At 48.8% G+C, this 22,817-nt stretch carries 15 protein-coding genes; 9 read left to right on the top strand and 6 right to left on the bottom strand.

The genetic code is table 11. The features are described 5' to 3' along the window. The 7 genes from H8S52_RS04130 (at position 1) to H8S52_RS04160 (ending at position 10,914) form a co-directional block, all read left to right on the top strand. Positions 1–1,803 carry a RagB/SusD family nutrient uptake outer membrane protein gene (locus H8S52_RS04130; RefSeq protein ID WP_186909338.1) on the top strand — a complete coding sequence of 601 codons (1,803 nt, stop codon included), beginning with the start codon at positions 1–3 and terminating at the stop codon, positions 1,801–1,803. 212 nt (positions 1,804–2,015) lie between these two features. Continuing rightward, a complete protein-coding gene (locus H8S52_RS04135; protein ID WP_005658163.1) occupies positions 2,016–3,293 on the top strand; it encodes a DUF4995 domain-containing protein in 1,278 nt (425 codons plus the stop codon). A 27-nt stretch (positions 3,294–3,320) separates the two neighbouring features. Beyond that, positions 3,321–5,321 (top strand): heparin-sulfate lyase HepC, encoded by a 2,001-nt coding sequence (hepC, locus tag H8S52_RS04140; protein WP_186909339.1) that lies wholly within the window; start codon positions 3,321–3,323, stop codon positions 5,319–5,321. Positions 5,322–5,432: 111 nt separating this feature from the next. Next, positions 5,433–7,043, top strand: a complete 1,611-nt coding sequence (locus H8S52_RS04145) for a sulfatase (protein WP_162487330.1) — start codon at positions 5,433–5,435, stop codon at positions 7,041–7,043. A gap of 19 nt (positions 7,044–7,062) precedes the next feature. Beyond that, positions 7,063–8,691: a hypothetical protein gene (locus tag H8S52_RS04150; RefSeq protein WP_005658169.1), complete on the top strand. Its 1,629-nt coding sequence runs from the start codon at positions 7,063–7,065 to the stop codon at positions 8,689–8,691. A gap of 2 nt (positions 8,692–8,693) precedes the next feature. Beyond that, positions 8,694–9,647: an ROK family protein gene (locus tag H8S52_RS04155; protein ID WP_117740305.1), complete on the top strand. Its 954-nt coding sequence runs from the start codon at positions 8,694–8,696 to the stop codon at positions 9,645–9,647. Position 9,648: 1 nt separating this feature from the next. After that, entirely contained in the window at positions 9,649–10,914 is a 1,266-nt protein-coding gene (locus H8S52_RS04160; RefSeq protein ID WP_186909340.1) for a sugar MFS transporter, read from the top strand. A gap of 110 nt (positions 10,915–11,024) precedes the next feature. On the opposite strand, the gene H8S52_RS04165 is transcribed toward H8S52_RS04160, so the two are convergent. The 5 genes from H8S52_RS04165 to H8S52_RS04185 form a co-directional block, all read right to left on the bottom strand. Beyond that, entirely contained in the window at positions 11,025–12,188 is a 1,164-nt protein-coding gene (locus H8S52_RS04165) for an OmpA family protein (protein ID WP_128129064.1), read from the bottom strand. 60 nt (positions 12,189–12,248) lie between these two features. Beyond that, entirely contained in the window at positions 12,249–13,418 is a 1,170-nt protein-coding gene (locus tag H8S52_RS04170; RefSeq protein ID WP_186909341.1) for an OmpA family protein, read from the bottom strand. A 34-nt stretch (positions 13,419–13,452) separates the two neighbouring features. Further along, a complete protein-coding gene (locus H8S52_RS04175; protein ID WP_186909342.1) occupies positions 13,453–15,708 on the bottom strand; it encodes a collagen-like protein in 2,256 nt (751 codons plus the stop codon). A 217-nt stretch (positions 15,709–15,925) separates the two neighbouring features. After that, positions 15,926–16,543, bottom strand: a complete 618-nt coding sequence (locus H8S52_RS04180) for a hypothetical protein (RefSeq protein WP_117907508.1) — start codon at positions 16,541–16,543, stop codon at positions 15,926–15,928. A 4-nt stretch (positions 16,544–16,547) separates the two neighbouring features. Further along, entirely contained in the window at positions 16,548–17,405 is an 858-nt protein-coding gene (locus tag H8S52_RS04185; protein WP_186909343.1) for a helix-turn-helix transcriptional regulator, read from the bottom strand. 455 nt (positions 17,406–17,860) lie between these two features. On the opposite strand from H8S52_RS04185, the gene H8S52_RS04190 reads away from it, so the two are divergent. Both H8S52_RS04190 and H8S52_RS04195 read left to right on the top strand, forming a co-directional pair. Beyond that, positions 17,861–18,181 carry a hypothetical protein gene (locus H8S52_RS04190; protein ID WP_016661593.1) on the top strand — a complete coding sequence of 107 codons (321 nt, stop codon included), beginning with the start codon at positions 17,861–17,863 and terminating at the stop codon, positions 18,179–18,181. Between the two features lie 64 nt (positions 18,182–18,245). Beyond that, the gene (locus H8S52_RS04195; protein WP_186909344.1) at positions 18,246–20,549 is read left to right on the top strand and encodes a TonB-dependent receptor; all 2,304 of its coding nucleotides are present in this window, start codon (positions 18,246–18,248) and stop codon (positions 20,547–20,549) included. Positions 20,550–20,695: 146 nt separating this feature from the next. On the opposite strand, the gene H8S52_RS04200 is transcribed toward H8S52_RS04195, so the two are convergent. Beyond that, on the bottom strand, positions 20,696–22,684 hold the full coding sequence (locus H8S52_RS04200) for a hypothetical protein (protein WP_186909345.1): 1,989 nt from the start codon (positions 22,682–22,684) through the stop codon (positions 20,696–20,698). Positions 22,685–22,817: the final 133 nt, after the last annotated feature.

Here is a 22,817-nt window from a genome sequence, read left to right on the forward strand (position 1 = left end):
ATGAAAAAGATAATATACTATATAGCACTCTCGGTGATGTGCTTACTTCCTTTCTCCTGCTCGGACATGCTGGAAGAGGAAAACAGAACCGAAATGGAAAAGAAGAACTATATGAATACGGCAGCAGAGGCGGAAAAAGTATTGCTGGGTATATATAGCACTCTCTCCACAGACAATTTGTATGGACTAAACCTGTCTATCCTGTTTAATACAGGAACAGATATGGAACAAGTGGAAGGTACCACTATCGAAGGTCCCCGTATCGTTCCTACCAACGCATTTCCTGCAACGCAACAAGAAGTGCAGGCTACATGGGCTTCGCTTTATACTGCCATCCATAACGCCAATGAGTTTTTGGAACGTATTTCGCTGAAATTAGATACCTATACAGAAACAGATAGAAAGCTGGGTATCATCTATATGGCGGAAGCTCGAACATTAAGAGGCCTTTTATACTTCGAACTTGTACGCCGTTACGGTAATGTCGTATTAATGACTTCATCATTGGATTCATACAAAGACCCTTCTACTTTTGTACAAGCTGACCCTAAAACAGTATATGAATTCATCGAAAAAGACCTGAAGTATGCCATCGACAATCTGCCGTATGCAATTGACGATACATATCGTACCAATACCTCTTACCGCATATCAAAAGGCGCTGCTTTGGGACTGTTGGCAAAAGTGTATGCAACATGGGCAGGATGGCCTTTAAAAGATGAGAGCAAGTGGGAATTAGCTGCAAAAACCGCAGAAATCCTGATTATCTCCGGCAAGCACGGATTGTTGCAGAACTACGAGCAACTCTGGAAAAATACTTGTAACGGTGAGTGGGATCCCAAAGAAAGTCTTATAGAGTTTTCTTTCTATAGTCCTACAGCCAGTGCAGCAAGCGACCCCGTTGGCCGCATCGGCAAATGGAATGGCGTGAAAACCACTCAAATACCCGGTGTCAGAGGCAGATGTTCAGCAATGGTCAAAGTAATTTACACTTTCCTCAAAGACTGGAGAGAGCCTGAAGTAGAATCATATCAGGATGGTAAAACAACCAGATACAGATACAAGAATGGTGTACTTACCGACTACCGTCGCGATTTATCCATCGCCAACTATCAATACACCAATGAAGGCAGTGTATTATACGTTAAAGGCAGTGCAACCGAGGACAAAATCATTGTGGATAAAGATTTAAATCCGAATCTTTCCCAAAAAGAAAAACAAAGTTACACCCCCGCAAAATGGGATATTGAAAAGTATATGACTAACGGCAAGGTTATCAATGACGATAAATCAAATGTCAACTGGTATTTCTTGCGTTATGCCGATGTACTGTTACTTTACGCAGAAGCTTTGAACGAATGGAAAGGTGCTCCTACCGACAAGGCTTATGAGGCAGTCAATATGGTTCGTGCACGTGGCTACGGACATCCTTCTTCAACAAAATACAAAATTGCAGAAGGAATGGACCAAGAACAATTCCGCGAAACCGTTCGCTTGGAACGCGCTTATGAATTGGCTTTCGAAGGTCAACGTCGCCCTGATTTGGTACGCTGGGGAATGTATTATCAGGCAATCCAAAACACTCAAGATGAATTGACTCAATGGTGGACTGAAGCCAGAAACAGCCTGGGAGATAAAAAAGATGAATTGAACGAAAGCGGTGAGCTCAAAATCCCAAGAACTCCCAACTACACAGTTGCCCGCTATACCCAGGAAAACAAACATGAGTTGCTTCCTATCCCACAACGGGACATGGACCTTTGCAGCCAGTTTGTACAAAATCCCGGTTGGAAAGTAGACTGATAATAAAGCCTGATATAAAGTTAATAATCTTCCAATATGCCCCCTCCCCGGGCATATTGGAGATTTTCTAAACTCTTTTCAACAAAAGTGACATTCAAAGAACGCGGATTAATTGCCTTTTCAACATTCTTGCTACAAGAACCATAAAAAATCCGTTAGCTTTGCTTTCGTTACAAAATCTACTAAAATCAATTATTTTAAAAACGAATAACATGAAAAAGAACCTTGTTCTCTTGGCTTTGGGTGCATTGACTTTCGTGTCATGCCAAACACAACCCAAAGAAGACTACAGTTGGATTAAAAAAGGCTTGGACGCAGCCTCTGCGCAACTGCAATTAACCGCAGAAGAAATTTCGTCCACTAATATGCTGCCGCGTTCTATCCGTACAGGCTATGACATGAACTTCCTGTGCCGCCAGTTGGAAAGAGACTCGCTTACTTTCAAAGATTCGCTCCGTGCGCAGCCTACAGCCGACCAGTTGGGAAAACGCCGTTTGTGCAGCGTTTATGACTGGACCAGCGGTTTCTATCCGGGCTCTTTATGGTATGCCTACGAACTGACGGGCAACGATACACTGAAAACATGGGCCATCCAATATACCAACCTGTTGAACCCCGTCCGTTACTACACCGGTACGCACGACCTGGGCTTCATGGTAAATTGCAGTTACGGCAACGCCGAGCGTCTGGCTCCTAACGACACCATTGCAGCCGTAATGAAAGAAACAGCCGACAACCTGTGCGGACGCTTCAACGATTCCATCTCGGCTATCCGTTCATGGGACTTCGGAACATGGAACTTCCCCGTTATCATCGACAATATGATGAACCTGGATTTGCTGTTCAATGTAGCCAAGGCAACCGGCAACAACTCTTATAAAGACATCGCCGTAAAACACGCAATGACTACCATGAACAACCACTTCCGCCCCGACTATACCTGCTGGCACGTAGTAAGCTACAACAACGACGGCACGGTAGAGAAGAAACAGACATTCCAGGGCAAGAACGACGACTCTTCATGGGCACGCGGACAAGCATGGGCCGTATACGGCTATACCGCCTGCTATCGTGAGACGCAAGACACTACTTTCCTGAATTTCGCCGTAAAAGTGGCCGACATGATTATGAACCGTGTCAAGACCGACGATGCCATTCCTTACTGGGACTACGACGCTCCCGTAACCGAAGAGACTCCGCGCGACGCATCCGCCGCTTCCGTAACCGCTTCCGCCCTGATAGAGCTGAGCACAATGGTTCCCGACGGAAAGAAATACCTGGATTATGCAGAGAAAATCCTGAAGAGCCTGTCGGGCGACGCCTATCTGGCAAAGGTTGGCGAAAACCAAGGATTCATCCTGATGCACTCTACCGGTTCGCTGCCTAACGGTTCGGAAATCGACACTCCGTTGAACTATGCGGACTACTATTACCTGGAAGCCCTGAAACGCTTCATGGATCTGAAAGGTATCAGCTACAAAAATCTCTAATAGCCATATTGTAAACCAACAAACATTATGAATAAGACTTTTAAATATATCGTCCTGCTGGCGCTTGCCTGCTTCGTTGGCAAAGCAAATGCCCAGGAATTGAAAACCGAAGTGTTCTCGCTCCTCAACCTGGATTATCCCGGACTGGAGAAAGTAAAGGCCTTGCACCAGGAAGGCAAAGATGCCGATGCAGCCAAAGCATTGCTCGACTACTACCGTGCACGTACCAACGTGAAGACTCCCGACGTAAACCTGAAAAAGGTTACCATCGGCAAGGACGAACAGAAAATGGCCGACGACGCTCTGCAACATACATTCTTTGCCCACAAAGGCTACCAGCCGTCATTCAATTACGGTGAAGACATCAACTGGAGATACTGGCCGGTAAAGGACAACGAACTGCGCTGGCAGTTGCACCGCCACAAATGGTTTACTCCCATGGGCAAGGCCTATCGTGTAAGCGGTGACGAGAAATACGCCGTAGAGTGGACCAAACAGTATATCGACTGGATCAAGAAAAACCCGTTGGTGAAGATTAACAAGAATGAATATGAACTGACAGGCAATACCCAACTGAAAGATGACGCAGAGAATGTACGTTTCGCATGGCGTCCGCTGGAAGTGAGCAACCGTCTGCAAGACCAGACCTCACAGTTCCAACTGTTCCTCCCGTCTCCCTCTTTCACCCCGGAGTTCCTGACCGAGTTCCTGGTAAACTACCACAAACATGCCATCCATATATTGGGCAATTACTCTGCACAGGGTAATCACCTGCTGTTCGAGGCACAGCGTATGATCTACGCCGGCGCTTTCTTCCCCGAATTCAAAGAGGCTGCTGCCTGGAGAAAGAGCGGCATCGACATCATGAACCGTGAAATCAACGTACAGGTGTATAACGACGGCGGACAGTTCGAACTCGACCCGCACTATCACCTCGCTGCCATCAACATTTTCTGCAAGGCACTGAACATTGCCGACCTGAACGGTTTCCGCAACGAGTTCCCGCAGGAGTACCTGGATACAATCGAGAAAATGATTGTATTCTATGCCAACGTTTCTTTCCCCGACTACACCAACCCGTGTTTCAGCGATGCCAAGCTCACCAATAAGAAAGAAATGCTGAAGAACTACCGCAGCTGGAGCAAGATGTTCCCGAAGAACCAGTTCATCAAATATCTGGCAACCGATGGTAAAGAAGGCGCACTGCCCGAATATCTCTCTAAAGGTTTCCTGAAATCCGGTTTCTTCGTATTCCGTAACTCCTGGGGAACGGATGCCATGCAAATGGTTGTAAAGGCCGGTCCGAAAGCATTCTGGCACTGCCAGCCGGATAACGGTACTTTCGAACTCTGGTTCAACGGCAAAAACCTGTTCCCCGATTCCGGTTCTTACGTATATGCCGGCGAGGGCGAAGTGATGGAACAACGCAACTGGCACCGTCAGACCTGCGTACACAACACCGTAACGCTGAACAACAAGAATCTGGACCAGACCGAATCCGTAACCAAGCTGTGGCAGCCGGAAGGCAACGTACAGATACTGGTTACCGAGAATCCGAGCTACAAGAACCTGAAACACCGCCGTTCCGTATTCTTCGTAGACAACAGCTACTTCGTAATTGTAGACGAAATGGTGGGAAGCCAGAAAGGCTCCATCAACCTGCACTACCAGATGCCGAAAGGCGAAATCGCCAACAGCCGCGAGGACATGACTTTCGTCACTCAGTTTGAAGAAGGAAGCAACATGAAGCTGCAATGCTTCGGCCCCGAAGGCATGACGATGAAAAAAGAGCCGGGCTGGTGCTCCACCGCTTACCGCAAACGCTACAAACGCATGAACGTATCCTTCAATGTGAAGAAAGACAGCGAAGATGCAGTACGTTACATCACCGTTATCTGTCCGATAAAGAACAGCGCAGACGCCCCCAAATTGTCTGCCAAGTTCAAAAACAAGACATTCAATGAAAACGGACTGGAAGTAGAGGTGAAAGTAAACGGCAAGAAACAGTCTTTAAATTACAAATTATAATATAAAAGCAACATGACGAAAGGGAGTGCCCAAAAATGAAAAGCCAATCGATAGCGATTTTAGTTTTTGAGCACTCCCTTTCTTCATAATGAAAAGCGATAAATCCCGGTTATGAAAAACAATCTTTCCAATGTACTTCTTCCGTTAGCCACATTAAGCCTCGCTTCCTGTGCCGGCCAGCAAAAAGAAGAACCCAAGCGTCCGAACATTATCTTCATGATGACGGACGACCATACCACACAAGCCATGTCCTGCTATGGCGGCAATCTCCTGCAAACTCCCAACATGGATCGTATAGCCAACGAAGGTATCCGTATGGACAACTGCTACGCGGTCAATGCCCTTTCCGGCCCGTCACGCGCCTGCGTCCTTACCGGTAAGTTCAGCCACGAAAACGGTTTTACGGATAATGCAAGCACCTTCAACGGCGACCAGCAAACATTCCCGAAACTGCTCCAGCAAGCCGGCTACCAGACGGCCATGATCGGCAAATGGCACCTTATCAGCGAACCGCAGGGCTTCGACCACTGGAGCATCCTGAGCGGCCAGCACGAACAGGGCGATTATTACGACCCCGATTTCTGGGAAGACGGCAAACATATCGTAGAGAAAGGCTATGCCACGGACATCATCACAGACAAGGCCATCAAATTCCTCGAAGGCAGGGACAAGAGCAAACCGTTCTGCATGATGTATCATCAGAAAGCGCCTCACCGCAACTGGATGCCGGCTCCGCGCCACTTGGGCATCTTCAACAATACCACATTCCCGGAACCCGCCAGCCTGTTCGACGACTACGAGGGACGCGGCAGAGCAGCCCGCGAGCAGGACATGTCCATCGAACATACCCTGACCAACGACTGGGACTTGAAACTGCTGACCCGCGAAGAGATGCTGAAGGATACCACCAACCGCCTTTACAGCGTGTACAAGCGCATGCCTGCCGCCGTACAGGACAAATGGGACTCCGTATATGCGCAGCGCATTGCCGAATACCGCAAGGGCGACCTGAAAGGTAAGGCGTTAATCAGTTGGAAATACCAGCAATACATGCGCGACTACCTGGCTACCGTGCTGTCTGTGGACGAAAATATCGGCCGCCTTCTGAACTATCTTGAAAAGACCGGAGAGCTGGACAATACAATCATCGTCTACACTTCCGACCAGGGCTTCTTCCTCGGCGAACACGGCTGGTTCGACAAGCGCTTCATGTACGAGGAATGCCAGCGCATGCCGCTTATCATCCGCTACCCCAAAGCCATCAAGGCGGGAAGCACAAGCAATGCAATCTGCATGAATGTGGACTTCGCTCCCACCTTCCTCGACTTTGCCGGTGTGGAAATCCCGTCGGACATTCAGGGAACTTCCTTGAAACCGGTGTTGGAGAACGAAGGCAAGACACCCGCCGACTGGCGCAAGGCTGCCTACTACCACTATTATGAATACCCTGCCGAGCATTCGGTAAAACGTCATTACGGCATCCGTACACAGGACTTCAAACTGATTCATTTCTACAACGACATCGACGAATGGGAAATGTACGACCTGAAAGCCGACCCGCGCGAAATGAACAACGTGTTCGGCAAGCCCGAATACGCCGAAAAGCAGAAAGAGCTGATGCAACTGCTGCAAGAGACTCAAAAACAGTATAAAGACAACGACCCCGACGAAAAAGTAAACGAGCTTTTCAAGGGCGACAGAAGATTAATGAAAAACAGATAAAACCATTAAATTTATTATCATGGATAGAAGAAGTTTTCTAAAAAACACAGGCTGGTCTTTTCTGGGACTGGCAGCTTCGGGAAGCCTGCTCGGCTCTTGCGTGGCAGGAAGCAAAGAAGCAAAGAAGATTATGCCGTCGGCAAGCAACCTGAAAGTATTCTGGGGCGACTTGCACAACCACTGCAACCTCACTTACGGACACGGCGATATGCGCGATGCTTTCGAGGCGGCCAAAGGCCAGCTGGACTTTGTCAGCGTAACGCCCCATGCCATGTGGCCGGACATTCCGGGTGCAAACGACCCTCGTCTGAAATGGGTAATCGACTACCATACCGGAGCTTTCAAGCGTCTGCGCGAAGGCGGCTATGAGAAGTACGTAAAGATGAGCAACGAATACAACAAGGAAGGCGAATTCCTTACCTTCATCGGATACGAGGCCCACAGCATGGAGCACGGCGACCACGTGGCGCTGAACTACGACCTGGATGCGCCGCTCGTGGAATGTACCTCTATCGAAGACTGGAAAGAGAAAGCCAAAGGACATAAAGTATTCGTTACTCCGCACCACATGGGCTATCAGGGCGGTTACCGCGGTTACAACTGGAAATGCTTCACCGAAGGAGACATCACTCCGTTCGTCGAGATGTATTCCCGTCACGGCCTGGCGGAAAGCGACCAGGGCGACTACCCGTACCTGCACGATATGGGTCCCCGCCAATGGGAAGGAACCATCCAGTACGGTCTGGAGCAAGGACATAAATTCGGTATCATGGCTTCCACCGACCAGCACTCCGGCTATCCGGGCAGCTACGGCGACGGCCGCATCGGTGTCCTGGCTCCGTCACTGACCCGCGACGCCATCTGGGAAGCTCTCCGCACCCGCCACGTATGTGCCGCCACCGGTGATAAAATCATCATCGACTTCCGCCTCAACGACGCTTTCATGGGCGATGTAGTCCGTGGCAACAGCCGCCGCATCTACCTGAACGTAACCGGCGAAAGCTGCATCGATTATGTAGACGTTGTCAAGAACGGCCAGATACTGGCACGCATGAACGGCCCGTTGACCCCGGTTGCACCGGAAGGCGATACCGTCCGCTGCAAAGTAAAAGTGGATTTCGGCTGGAACCGCGAAGAGCGCTATGTGCACTGGCAAGGCAAGCTGTCTGTCAACAAGGGCCGTATCGTAAGCGTTACCCCCTGCTTCCGCGGCGCTGCCTTCACCTCGCCTCAGGAGGGCGAAACCGAATTCAAGACACATGTCAACCGCATCCTCTCCGTAGGCGAGAAGGAAACGGAACTGGACTTGTACAGCAGCAAGAACCCGAATACCACCACCGCAGCCATGCAGGCGGTAATCCTCGACCTGGAGATGCCGAAAGACGGTGTGCTCACCGCAGACTTCAACGGCAAGAAGTTCGAACACACACTGGGCGAACTGCTCGAAGGTTCACGTTCGCACTTCATGATAGGCTGGTTGAGCGAAGCCATTCTCTTTAACCGCGCCATGCCCGAAAGCTGCTTCACCGTAGAGCACTACATGGAAGACAAAGAGCCGCAGCGCGACACCGATTATTATTATGTACGCGTGCGCCAGCGCGACGGACAATGGGCATGGAGTTCTCCTATATGGGCTGAAAGAGTTTGACAATCATGAAAAAATACGCTATAGGAATTGACCTTGGCGGTACTTCCGTGAAATACGCCCTTATCGACAATGAAGGCGTATTTCACTTTCAAGGGAAGCTGCCGTCGAAAGCCGATGTATCTGCGGAAGCGGTAATCGGCCAGTTGGTAACCGCCTGCAAAGAGGCAATGGCTTCGGCCCTGCAACTCGGAGTAGCGGTGGAAGGAATAGGTATAGGCACTCCCGGCATTGTGGACGAAACCAACCGCATTGTGCTGGGCGGAGCCGAGAATATCAAAGGCTGGGAGAATCTGAATCTTGCCGACCGCATCGAAGCGGAAACGGGGCTGCCCGTGCAGATGGGCAACGATGCCAACCTGATGGGACTGGGAGAAACGATGTACGGAGCCGGACAAGGCGCACAGAATGTGGTGTTCCTGACCGTAGGAACCGGCATCGGCGGCGCGGTGGTCATCGGTGGCAAGCTGTTCAACGGCTTTGCCAACCGCGGCACCGAACTGGGCCATGTGCCCCTCATCGCCAACGGCGAACCCTGCGCATGCGGCTCTGTGGGCTGTCTGGAACATTACGCCTCCACTTCCGCACTGGTGCGCCGTTTCAGTAAGCGTGCCGCAGAAGCGGGCATCTCGTTTCCGGGCGAGGAAATCAACGGAGAGCTTATCGTACGCCTCTACAAAGAAGGAGACAAGCTGGCAACGGAATGCCTGGACGAGCATTGCGATTTTCTGGGGCACGGCATCGCCGGATTCATCAACATCTTCAGCCCGCAACGCATCGTAATAGGCGGCGGACTGTCCGAAGCCGGCGACTTCTATATCCGGAAAGTCAGCGAGAAGGCACACCGCTATGCCATAGCCGACTGTGCCGTGAACACTCAAATCATGGCTGCATCTTTAGGTAACAAGGCAGGAAGTATCGGCGCCGCGTCACTGGTCTTCTCACTAAATACGAAATAGTATGAAAAAGAATTTAGGAATGCTGGCGCTGATTATGGCGTTCTGGTTCACCATATCGTTTATCACCAATATCCTGGGACCGCTCATTCCGGACATTATCCATAACTTTAACCTGAGCGACCTGGCGATGGCGGGCTTTATCCCGACTTCTTTCTTCATCGCCTATGCCATCATGTCGGTTCCCGCCGGACTGATGATCGACCGTTTCGGCGAGAAACCGGTGCTGTTTCTGGGCTTCCTGATGCCGTTCATCGGCACTACGCTGTTTGCCTGCATACACACTTACCCCATGCTGCTTGCCTCATCGTTCATCATCGGCTTGGGCATGGCTATGCTGCAAACTGTGCTAAACCCGTTGCAACGCGTTGTAGGCGGCGAAGAAAACTATGCTTTCGTGGCGGAAGTGGCCCAATTCGTATTCGGCATCGCTTCGTTCCTGAGTCCGCTGGTATATACGTACCTCATTCACGAACTCAATCCGGACATATACACGGAAGGCAGGAACTTTTTCATCGACCTGCTGGCAGGTATCACCCCGCCCGACCTGCCTTGGGTATCGCTTTACTGGGTATTCACGCTGCTGTTGCTGGTGATGCTGGTTGCCGTAGGGATTTCCCGTTTCCCGAAAATCGAGTTGAAAGAAGATGAGAAAGGCGGTTCGAAAGACTCCTACCTGGCGCTGTTCAGGCAGAAATACGTATGGCTGTTCTTCCTCGGCATCTTCTGTTATGTAAGTACGGAACAGGGAACTTCCATCTTTATGAGTACGTTCCTCGAGCAGTATCACGGAGTGAACCCGCAGGTGGAAGGCGCAAAGGCCGTAAGTTACTTCTGGGGACTGATGACTGCCGGCTGCCTCGTAGGCATGGTGCTGTTGAAGCTCATTGACAGCAAACGGCTGCTCCAACTATCGGGCGGACTCACCATCATCCTACTGCTCACCGCACTCTTCGGAAGCAAGGAAGCATCCATCATTGCCTTCCCTGCCATCGGTTTCAGCATTTCCATGATGTACTCCATCGTGTTCTCGCTGGCGCTGAATTCGGCATCGCAACACCACGGTTCGTTTGCCGGCATCCTGTGTTCGGCAATCGTGGGCGGAGCAGGCGGCCCGATGATTATCAGCATGCTTGCCGATGCCACTTCGCTGCGTACCGGAATGCTGATTATCCTCGTGTTTGTAGGCTACATCACATTCATCGGTTTTTGGGCGCACCCGCTGATTAACAACAAGACGGTAAGCCTGAAAGAGCTTTTCAAGAAGTAAAAGACAAGAACGGCACACAATAAAAAAGAGACCGCAACGGCTTGCTGCCGCATGCGGTCTCTTTACTTTACACAACCCTTTTTATATCTAAAATCTACATAACTGGTTCACTACTTTCCTTCCGCAGCATCCGGCCGGGTATTTATGGTACAGATGCTCACCCGGTTCCAGTCCGGTTCTTCAAACATATACCCCACTCCCTGACCTTCGGCAACAATCCGGTCTTTGGCGATTCTATATCTATTGACCAGCATATTGCGTACGGCCTCGGCACGTTGGCGGGCGATGCGTTCGTTCACCTCCGCACTGCCTTCGGGAGAGGCATACCCTTTGATAACGACTCCCGCTTCCTTATGATTTCTCAGATAAGTGGCGATGCGCTCCACATTGGGCAACTGTGAATTATCGATGCTGATTCTGCCCTGACGGAACGTAATCACCGACTCCAACAGTTTCTTGCTGTTGTCGATAGTATCCTTCACCACTTCCGGTTTCCGGTTCCGGCAAGCTGCCAGTTCACTTTCCAAATCGGAAACTTTCCGGTTGGCATCCTGCAATACTTTGGCGGTATTGTCGGCCTCGGCACGGAGACGGTTGATTTGGGCGTTCAGTTGGTTGACTTCCGCCTGGTCGTAAGGCCTTACTTCGGTGAAGTGATGGCTACCGTTGCTGCATCCGAAATGATAAGTCAGCCCGGCGCTGATTTCCCAGGCTGCACGGTTGGCATGGAAACGCACGGCTTCCGTACCCATAGCGTTCATATCATACACCAAAGCCGGTTTCACAGCCAATGTCCATGCCTTGCTTTCTCCCAGGTTGAAGTTGAAATTCAGTCCCAGTTTGCTGGACATACTGTTACGGTCTTCGCCCATACCGGAGTTTACGTAATAATGCAGCCAGCCGATACCTGCCACAGCCTCAACCTCAAACAGACGGGGAGCACCGTTATACCCCGCAAACAGATTACCTAAGTTGACCAGCCCCAGCAGACTGACGTTTGACGCGTCAAAAGCCGTTTTGCTGCCCGTAGTGTTAAAGCTGCCCATAGCCTCCAGGCTCAGGCCGAAGGTAGGTGTCAGATACTTATCGACATGCACACCCACTACCGGACGCATGTTCTTAAAGAACGAGTGATGCGTCAGCGGAGTCGTTCCACCCGCATTGACACCTATCGCCCAGTTGTCGGCAAACTTGTTTCCGGTCAGCGCCGTTTGTCCGTCAGCATAGCCAACCGCAACACTCAACAATAATAGACTTGCTAAAATCTTCTTCATACAATTTTTCTGTTTTAAGTTAGTACATAAATTTATAATAAATAGATGTTGAAAGCCTGTTTACAGAGCTTCCCAGTACTTCATATTGGTAATTCTTTCCAGCAGCACTTTTCTGTCGCCCTCGCGTACACTGTTGCCTGCCGCAACCGGGATGATGCTTGCCCGTTTGCCTATACCGTGCCATTTCAGCATAGCTGCCGGAACGCCGCGTTCGAGCAATGCCTCATACACTCTTTTGGCACGGCGGTTGGAAAGGTCCGTATTATAAGCGCTGCTTCCCCTTGCATCGGTGTAGCCGGTAATCAGGAAGCGGGCGTCGGGATAGCTTTTCAGAAGCCCGGCCAGCCTGTCGAGCGTCTTTTCCGAAGCAGCCGTGAGCACATCCTTATCAAACTCGAAGTAGATATTATCCAGCAGGTCGCACGCCATTGCTTCGACAGAACCGGCTGTATCCGCCTGCTTCTCTACAATCCGCTCAACAATCTTTTCCACCTCAACAGGTTTCTCTATCTCCACATACTTCACTACCGGAGCTTGCTTTTTGCTCTTTCCGCCAATGCGCCAGATGACGCGGGCAGACACCTGCACAAAGTGAGGAAGATTCTTCTGCACCGGCAGGAGATATTCACCTTGCAGGCCAAGCCCGAAGGAATTGCTTAGCCACGCATTTACACCTGCACCGAACGAAAGCGGAACAAAAGAGTTCTTATCCGATGAGCGCCCGCCGGGATTCCACACATCGGACGATTCCCAGTGCGCCTCTCCCGTGGGGTCGTCCACAAAATTGCCGCCATAGGCCGACGCAAAATTCTTATGCAGGTAATTCACCCCCACTCTGAGGTAGGGTTCCACCCATTGAGACTCAAACAAGGGGGTAAAGCGGAACTGCATACCCAAACCGCCCATATACAGCAGGTCGTGTTTCCGGTCATTGCCCGCAATCCGGTTCTTGTTTTTCGCCACGCCTACCGTACCTTGCAAATCCAGATAAAACCACCGGTTCAGTTCCCGTGCCACATACAGGTTTGCTCCTCCCATCAGGTGGTTGGCCTTCAGGTTGTACATATAATTATCCGGAGTACTCTGAAAACCGGTGACAGACACGCGGCTCCAGTTTATCAACGAACCGCCTGCACCTATTTCCCATGCTTTCTTGTCCTGGCCTCTTCCCGTCAGAGGAACTGACAGGAAGAAGAGGGAGACAAGATATAGTATTGTTTTTTTCTTCATATTAATATGTATTTATCTACCGTAAATCAATCAATCAATCCATCCAGTCTGCCGGACACTCTTTTATCTCCAAAGGTATACGCTTGGTTCTGTCGGCAAAGTCAACCAGGAAATACTGTTCACCTTCTTTCAGCAGGTAGTAAGCAAATCTGCTGCGATATTCGTAAGTCGCACTATATGTTATCTGATTGGTTCCTTTAGTTCTACTCCGGATATCCAGACCTATCCAATTACCCGGATAAGCGCTTGTCAGCATAAAGTGTTTGCCACCTTCCGAAAGCGGTACAGTACCGGTGTGCACAGTGCCTCCCGTTCCGTTAACAAACGTACGCATTTGGATGAATACAGCACGATTTTTTGCCAAATCGGAAGCTGGCAGCTTGCCTTCCGGAAATTTCCAGATACCGGTATCCGGGTCTTTCGTAAACCTATCTTGCCCTGACGGATAAGCATATGTTTTATAGAAATCAGGCAACTGGTCTGTATCGATTTCACCCCATAAAGTGGTTACTCCCTGTTTGATTTCCAAAAAGACAGCTCCTTCCTTGAAGCCCGGTGTCGGATATATTTCCGGAATATGAATCTTATCCTGCAAATATACGGTCTGGCCGTAATCATTATAAGAACCGGCACCGTCACCGAAGTAAAGGCCTGAATAAAACTCGTTCCCATCCCACTCGTATTTTAACAACCCATTAATCGTATCATTCTTTGCCACGTTAGCTTTTTCCGTAGGAGTCAGTACCAAAGGACGCCGTATACGGAGATATGAATAACCGTAATCATAAGTTTGACTCTTATCTTTATCCAAATTCTGTTCATTTACAGGTAGGTTTATGTCCTTAATTTTAGCAGCCTTCATCATATAAGAGTTGAGACTACTTGGATAATCGTCCCATTCTCCGTCTATCTGACGCTCAAATTTAAAAGATATATTTGCATATCTGGTAGCATTTATATCAGACGAGGCGTTGCTCAAATATACCATACTCACCGTAGCCCTCACATTTATTCTATTCGGAACCAGCGTATTATTGGCACTTGTTTCCTGCACCCCGCCAACCGTTACGGTTACACTGCCTGTCCGGCGTGATAAAGGCTGGTTGTCCGGCAACTTATCCCATGCCACCTTGAACTGTCCGTTGTCATCCGTCGTGAAGGTTTCCGTAGCTCCTACTCCGGGCAATCCGCTTACCTGCACACCTGCGGCTACTTTCTTTCCCGTTTTGTCATACACGGTAAAGAGCACCGAACCGTCCGTAGGAATCACATATTCCCGTAACTGGGAGTTCCAATAATCAGGAATGACATTATATTTTCCTACTTGTATTTCAATCACCGAAGACCTACCCGTCAGGAAATCCCAGAAGTCCGTCTGCTTGTTCCGGTCTGCCGGCCATTTCTGGTCGGGTTTATGAGGATTGTCCACTTCACCGGATGCGATGTATTCTTTCCAAAGTTCATAGGCGCTCTTTCCGTTCGTACCATTTGCGCCGTTTGTACCATTTGTTCCGTTTGTACCATCCTTACCGTCTTTCCCGAAAGATGGCTTTCCGGTATCCGTACCGTTGATATACCAGTTACCGTTCTCGCCAATGGCCACTTCCGGAGATTTCCCGTCGGCACCGACGGCTTTCTTACCCGTATCCGTACCGTCTACGAACCAGTTGCCGTTGCCACCGATGGTAATCGTGGGCGACACACCGTCTTTTCCGTCCGTACCCGTGGCCTTCTTACCGGTGTCCACACCATTGACAAACCAGTGGTCGTTATCACCGATGGTTACGGTAGGCGGCACGGCATCTTTACCGTTCGCACCGTCCTTGCCCGCTTCTCCCTGCGCGGCAATGCCTGTATCCTCATTTCCGACAAACCAATGGCCGTTATCGCCGATATGCGGTGTCTGGCCGCTCTCGCCGGTAGCGCCTGTGAGGAAATACCAGAAATCCTGCACCGTATTATTGCCTGCCGGCCATTTGCTGCCGGGGTTGTGCGGATTGTCCACGCTGCCGTCGGCAATCATATCCTTCCACTGGTCAAAAGCACTCTTTCCGTCTTTCCCGTCTTTTCCGTCATTTCCTTTAAGATACTTGAAAAAGTCCGCAACTTCCGTCTGGTCTTTCGGCCAGTCTACCGTTCCGTCCGCTACTTTTTCTTTCCAAAACTCATAGGCCGAAAGCCCGGTATCACCTTTAGGCCCTTTGGGCATGGTGATGTCAACATCGGTACAGGCGGCCATCAACAGGCATACAACTATCCCGTACCATTGTACAAATTTAAATTTACTCATCTGAATTTCAATTGTTTAATTAGCTTATAGTTTGTATATACTGTTTATAAGATGCAAATGGCAAACGGATGTAAGTTTCGGGCAGCAAGAAGTCCTTTTATTTCGTCTGCAAAAATACATACACATTTACAACGCATCATTTCAGATAAAAGACAATTAATTTCCCTTTTCGGACAAAGTGCCCGAAAAAAGAATAAACAAGCGGTAAACATCTGTTTCACACCCATATATACTGAAACAGATGGCAGTTGTCCTTACTCTCCATGATGCCTTTCCGCTTCAATACCGAATACAAGTCCTCGCACGATTTCATGCCTATGCCGTGCAGCTTTGCCAACGCATTGAATCCGTTCTTCTTGACAAAGCGCAGAAGGTCTTCCAGCAGATAGATGTTATACTCCCTGAGCCTGCGCAGGATTCTCGGAGTTATCTCAAGCACTGCCAGAGGCGTCGACAGCATTTTCAGGTATTCAACGGGGATGCCCCGCTCCTTGAACGGTACGACAACCCTCACCGGAGTACGGTCGATGTTCCTTTTGGACAGAAGCGACCGGCAATTCCTGTATCTCACTCTAATCGCCTGAAGCTCCTGCCGTTCCTGCGCCATGGCATCCCAATCGTCCATAATCTCTTCTACCGACCTCTCATACATAGAGGCCAGTTCTTTTGCCGAAAGGCCGTATTTCTCCGCAAGTTCCTGCATGCCGTCTTTCCTTGTCAGCAGCGAGCAGAAAATATCCTGCTCCCTGGGGTCTTTTATCTGCATGGACATCTTCCTGACAAGCCGTTCAAAACTATGCATGCAGTGGTTTTTCTTCTCCATTAAATATTTCATAGTGTTACGATTGTTTTTTGATGTGGCTCTCCTCGCGCAGATGGGTCGGGGTTGTGCCGAACTGTTTCTTGCAGTAGCAGGTGAGGTGCGCGGAAGAGCTGAAACCGAACTCCCTGGCTATTTCCCGGAAAGCGATATCCGGGTTACAGATTTTCTCGTGGATAAGTTCGGCTTTCCGTTCCTGCATCCACTGATAGGGACTTTGATTGAAATAGTGCTGGAACTTCCGGTTGAAGGAGCGTTCCGAAACGCAGCACAGACTGGCAAACTCCTTGACGGTCTTTACCTTCCGGTAATTGTTCAGGATAAGGTCCTCGAACTTGCTCCCCATTCCGGAAGCGCCGGCAAAAAAGCCAGCCAGTTCGTTTTTGGCATAAAAGCCGCGCAGTATCAGAATGACTTCCTGCTGTTTAAGAATATGCATGTGCCTGCACAGCAGTCCCGTTTCCAAATAAAACAGCACCTGCCTCAAGGCATGAAGCAGCGGTTTACGGATGGGCAGGGTGTGGTCATTGGTGGCAATAGGTTTCTCATGAGAAATGGAATCGAAATACATCTTGTCGCACACCGTTATTTCCTTGTTCCAGAACAGCAGGAGGTATTCTGCCGGGGTGATGCCCGTCAAGCGGTTCTCTTCCCGCTGAGGTATGAGCAGCATCCTGTTGGCATGCACGGAGATGGTATGTTCCCTGCCCAGCTCTACCAGCACCTCTCCTTTGAGCACGAACAGTACACAGAAGCAACCGTCATTATCAATCCGGCCTTCTTCGTGTGCAGTTAATTCGTACCGTGAAAATCCGCTTTCATACCTCAGTTGATAATTGAAGCAGGAACGATGCTCTGACAAATAAAATAATCTCATTGATAACTTTTTAATTTATACGCCATAATAACGCATCGCTTTTTTAGATTGTTTTTCACAAAAAAGACATTTATTTATAAATTTAAGACTATCGTAAGGTTTCGCAGGGTTTTATAAGTATTTGAAAGGTGTATTGATTCCGCTCATTAGCAGCAAGATGGCTGCCAATAAAGTCAAAGCAAAAGATTATCCCGTTCCACCGTGGAGTAGTTTTCATTCCACCGTGGTGGAACAAAAACTACTCCGTGGCAGAACAAAACTTTCTCCACGGTGGAACGGATTGGTTCTTGCATGCTTTCTGCCTGATACTTATAGAGGAAACACTCGAAGATGCGCTTTGGAGGGAAAGATAATGGCTGTATTTATTATCCCCATAAATAGGGATTGTTCCATTATGGAATACTTTGTATCTTTGCCACAAAACTAAACGGATGAAACAAGGGTACCTGAAAATAATGAGATGGTTTCTGCCTGTGCTATTTATATCGTACATGGCAGGTATCACACTCTTTACTCACTCGCATGTAGTGAATGGGGTGACCATTGTCCATTCGCACCCGTTTAAGAAAGACTCTCCCCATAGTCACACCACAGTCGAATTTCAATTGATTCATTTGCTGAGCCACGTGGCGACTACCGGAGCCGGTATCTTTTTTCTCTCTTTTCAGTTTATTGCTTATCTGCTCTATACCCTTTCGTGGCGTCCGGATAGGGCAGGATACTGTTCGTCCGTCGTGGGCGTGGTATCTTTGCGGGCACCTCCTGCCGGAAGATAAAACCTCTCTCTCACTGCATTATTTAGAAAAATTTATTTAGTAATTCTACTATCCAAAAATGAAAATGAAGAAATATATATTTTTCCTCGTTGGCCTGTGCTGTGCCCTGTTGCCTGCTATGGCCGACCAACCGGAGCTGCTGGAACTGAAAGCGTCTGATGCCAATATTATCGGTCATGTACTCGATAAAAAAACAGGTGAACACCTCTCTTATATAACAATCGCCCTGAAAGGAACTACCATTGGTACGGTGACGGATGCCACCGGACACTATTTCCTGAAAAACCTTCCCGAAGGGAATTTTGTGCTCGAAGCCAGTTCGGTGGGGTATAAAACCATCAGTCGCAATGTCAGTCTCAGGAAAGGAAAGACACTTGAAGAAAATTTTGAGTTGGAAGAAGATGCCGTGGCGCTTGACGGAGTGGTGGTGTCGGCCAATCGCAGCGTGACCAAACGGCGCCTGGCACCTACATTGGTCAATGTGGTAGATATGAAGATGTTTGAGAATACAAACTCGCCTACACTTTCGCAGGGGCTTAACTTCCAGCCCGGTGTCCGGGTCGAAACGAACTGCCAGAATTGCGGTTTCCAGCAGGTGCGCATCAACGGACTGGACGGTCCGTATACACAGATTCTTATCGATTCGCGTCCCATCTTCAGTGCCCTTTCCGGTGTTTACGGGTTGGAGCAGATTCCTGCCAATATGATTGAGCGCGTAGAGGTGATGCGAGGCGGAGGTTCTGCCCTGTTCGGTTCGTCCGCCATTGCCGGAACCATTAATATCATCACCAAGGAGCCACTGCGCAATTCGGGGCAGTTGGCACATACCCTTACTTCTATCGGAGGCAGCTCGTCTTTCGATAATAATACTTCGCTGAATGCATCGCTGGTGACCGATAATCATCGGGCGGGACTCTATGTGTTCGGGCAGAACCGTCATCGGGATGCGTACGATCATGATGGAGACGGTTATTCCGAAATGCCGAAACTTAAAAACCAGACGGTCGGCTTCCGTTCGTTCCTCAAGACAAGCACTTATTCTAAGTTGACATTCGAGTATCATCACTTACAGGAGTTCCGTCGTGGCGGAAACCTGCTGAACCGTCCGCCTCACGAGGCTGACATTGCCGAGCAGATTCAGCACTCTATCAACGGCGGCGGCTTGAAATTCGATTATTTTGCTCCGAATGAAAAACACCGCCTGACCGTTTATACTTCGGCACAGCATACGGACCGCGACAGTTATTATGGCAGCAAAAAAGACCAGAATGCCTATGGAAAGACAACGGACCTGACCTTTATCGGCGGTTCTCAATATGTGTACAGTTTCGGTAAATGCCTTTTCATGCCTGCCGACCTGACTGCGGGATTGGAGTATAACCGGGATAACCTGAAGGACGATATGTGGGGATACAACCGTTATACGAAGCAGACGGTAAATATCGGTAGTGCTTTTTTGCAGAATGAATGGAAAAACGAAAAATGGAGCATTCTCTTGGGCGGACGTCTGGATAAGCACAATCTGATCGACCATGTTATCTTTAGCCCTCGTGCCAATCTCCGTTTCAATCTTTCCGAGGACATTAATCTCCGCTTGAGTTATTCGTCGGGCTTCCGTGCCCCGCAGGCTTTCGACGAAGACCTGCATATTGAGAATGTAGGCGGAACGGTGTCAATGATTGAGCGTGCCAAGAATCTGAAAGAGGAAAAATCTCAGAGTTTCAGCGCCTCAGCCGATATGTATCACCGTTTCGGTGCTTTTCAGGTGAACTTCCTGGTTGAAGGTTTTTATACCAGACTGTCGGATGTATTTGTACTCGAGAACATCGGAGAGCGGGACGGCATTCTTATCAAAGAGCGGCGTAACGGTTCGGGTGCCAAAGTATTGGGACTATCGATGGAGGGAAAAATGGCTTATCTCTCTTTGTTCCAGTTACAGGCAGGAGTCACCTTGCAACAGAGCCGTTATGACGAACCGGAAAAGTGGAGCGAAACGGCACCGGCCGAGAAGAAGATTTTCCGTACACCGAATACCTATGGATACTTTACGGCAACGTATACGCCGATCAAGCCTCTCTCATTATCCCTGTCGGGCACGTACACCGGCTCGATGCTGGTGCAGCACATGGCCGGTTATATTGACAAGGATGTGGCGGTGAATACACGCGATTTCTTCGATATGGGAGTCAAGGTGGCCTATGATTTCAAACTTTATAAGTCGGTGGACCTGCAATTGAGTGCAGGTGTGCAGAATGTGTTCAATGCTTATCAGAACGATTTCGATCAGGGAGTGGAGCGTGACTCCGGATATATTTACGGTCCGGCTGCTCCGCGAAGCTATTTCGCCGGAATAAAGATCAGCTATTAACTCCATTACATTTGAATGGAAACCGATCTGCTGTTCGGTCGAAATGAAAAAGAGCGTAATGAACGGCGTTTACGCCTGCTCATTACGCTCCGAAGTTATAAAATGCTATTTACTGGTTTGAGGATATTAATTGGGGAATGGATTTATTAATGATTATTCTTTGTTCCGTAACCATGAATATACCAATCGGCTATGCTTAACTTTCCGTCATTATCTAATGTAACGTAGATACGGGAATCGCCACCCCACATGGCACTATACTCATCCATGAACTCTTCGGTTGTTGTCTTTTCGGCTGTATTCTTATCCAAAACGATGCTTACAACACCTACTGCTCCAGCCTCAGGATCGAAGTTTACAAAATAAGGAAGCTCTTTTATATAATTATCAATATCAGTCGGTTGTGCCTCACCAGACCATTTTACCATATAGACCTGCTTCGTATTTTCACCCTTTACAACCTTCAAATCAGCAGTGTACAAGCCTGTTTCTTCATTGGTTCCGGTTGAAACAACAGTCAAAGTAAGTTTACCTGTGCCCTCCCAATCGGTAACCGATATTTCCGGTTCTTCTTCTTTAGTCTTGATGCCATTGGTTCCCTTATTAGCTTTCTCTACCAAGTCAATTATCTCACTCAACTTACCATCCTTATCAACAGTTACAGCACGTAAATAATAGGTAGAGCCCGGAGAAGTAATATACAGACCGCCATTATTTTCTTCAGTCTTTAGCTTAGGCAAATCTGCCGTAGCATACTCATGCCAATGCACGTCTCTTGAATCTTCGTCTGCCATTATTGTTTTAAGGTCCAGAGAACCTGGTCCTGTACCCATATCCCACAATACGCGTACAAACTCTACTTTGTCATTGACACTAATATCCACAAGCAGTTTTTCCGGTGAAATCTGGTCGGGGAAAGTTACAGATGTAATCTCTCCGGTTCCATCGTAAACGGGAGTTCCCGTTGTAACGGACTTATAAACAACCTTGCCGATTTTTCCTTCTTTATCGATAGGAATAGCATATACGATGTATGAAGTATTCGGCACCATATCCTTGCTGGCAAACTCTTTGGAGAACGCTCCGGTATAAGCCAAAGGAACTTCGGCACCCAAGCGGACGATGCTGGCGCAGATTTCCTCCTCAGTCATGTTATCAAAGGATTTACCGCCACTTGCAATCAAGCCTGCACTCGATTGTCCCACATGTATCCTGCTACAATTGGCATCTGCCGTAAAGGTAGCCTCAAAGCTTCTCATCTTTATCTTGTCTTTAGGAACATCGATGGATACCGCTACCTGTCCGGTAATTTCCGGTTCGGGAATGGTAATCTCCTGTGTATAGACTTTGGAATTGCCTTCGGCATCCAGCGCATACACGGCGATAATCATTTTGATTTCGTCCACTTCCAGCGATCTCAGGATGATACCCTTGCTCTCGCTGATGTCTTTGTCTTTCAAGGCATATCTTGACAAAGTTCTCTCTGTGAAAGTGGCGCTGACATCCGACCAGTTATAAGGCTGCATCGGATAGCTTTCGTCAGGATTCAAGGAAGTCTCGGCATTTTCAATAAAGGTAGCCTCCTTATAAATCTCTACGTATTCCTCTTCTCCGGTTGTGGTGTTTGTCCCCATATAGCCTTTCGGAGTCGCCCCGATTACATACTTGGCACATTTGGCGCTCTTCTTCACCACTACATCCATAGAGAAAGCGGAAAGGTTCTTGACTTCAAACTCCACCAGCTCGGTCATGACGTCCTCGCTCTTGAATGTGAATTCCTTTGAAACCTCCTTGCTCTTGCCCGTTTCATTCTCGGCATAAGCAGTCAGCGTATAAGTCACATCCATATCAATGGGAATTTCCAGCTTAGCTTCTTCCTTACCGGTAACAGCCGTATACGCGGCAGCGCTCTGCCCCTTGGGTTCGCATTTCCAATACCACTTTTCCGTTTCTTCGGAAGGTGTAACGGTTACTACAGCCTTGGCGTTGTCGGCGCTAAGGGCGGGTTCACTCACTGCGATGGTCGGTAAAGCAGGTTTGCCGGGTGTCGGATCGTCTTTGTCGTCCGAGCAACTTGCCCATACGCAAGCAGCCATTGCCAGTATGGGAAGCATCGTCTTAAAAATGTTTTTCATACATCATTAAATAATTAGGGATATTCAGTAAATGTCCCTAAAAAATAAGATGGCATATGAAGATGATAGGACATGACCACTTCATATGCCATTCTTATTGCCATTTTTCGGTGCTTTCTCACATAATTCTATC

Source organism: Bacteroides sp. NSJ-48, assembly GCF_014287405.1.
Classification (GTDB): domain Bacteria; phylum Bacteroidota; class Bacteroidia; order Bacteroidales; family Bacteroidaceae; genus Bacteroides; species Bacteroides stercoris.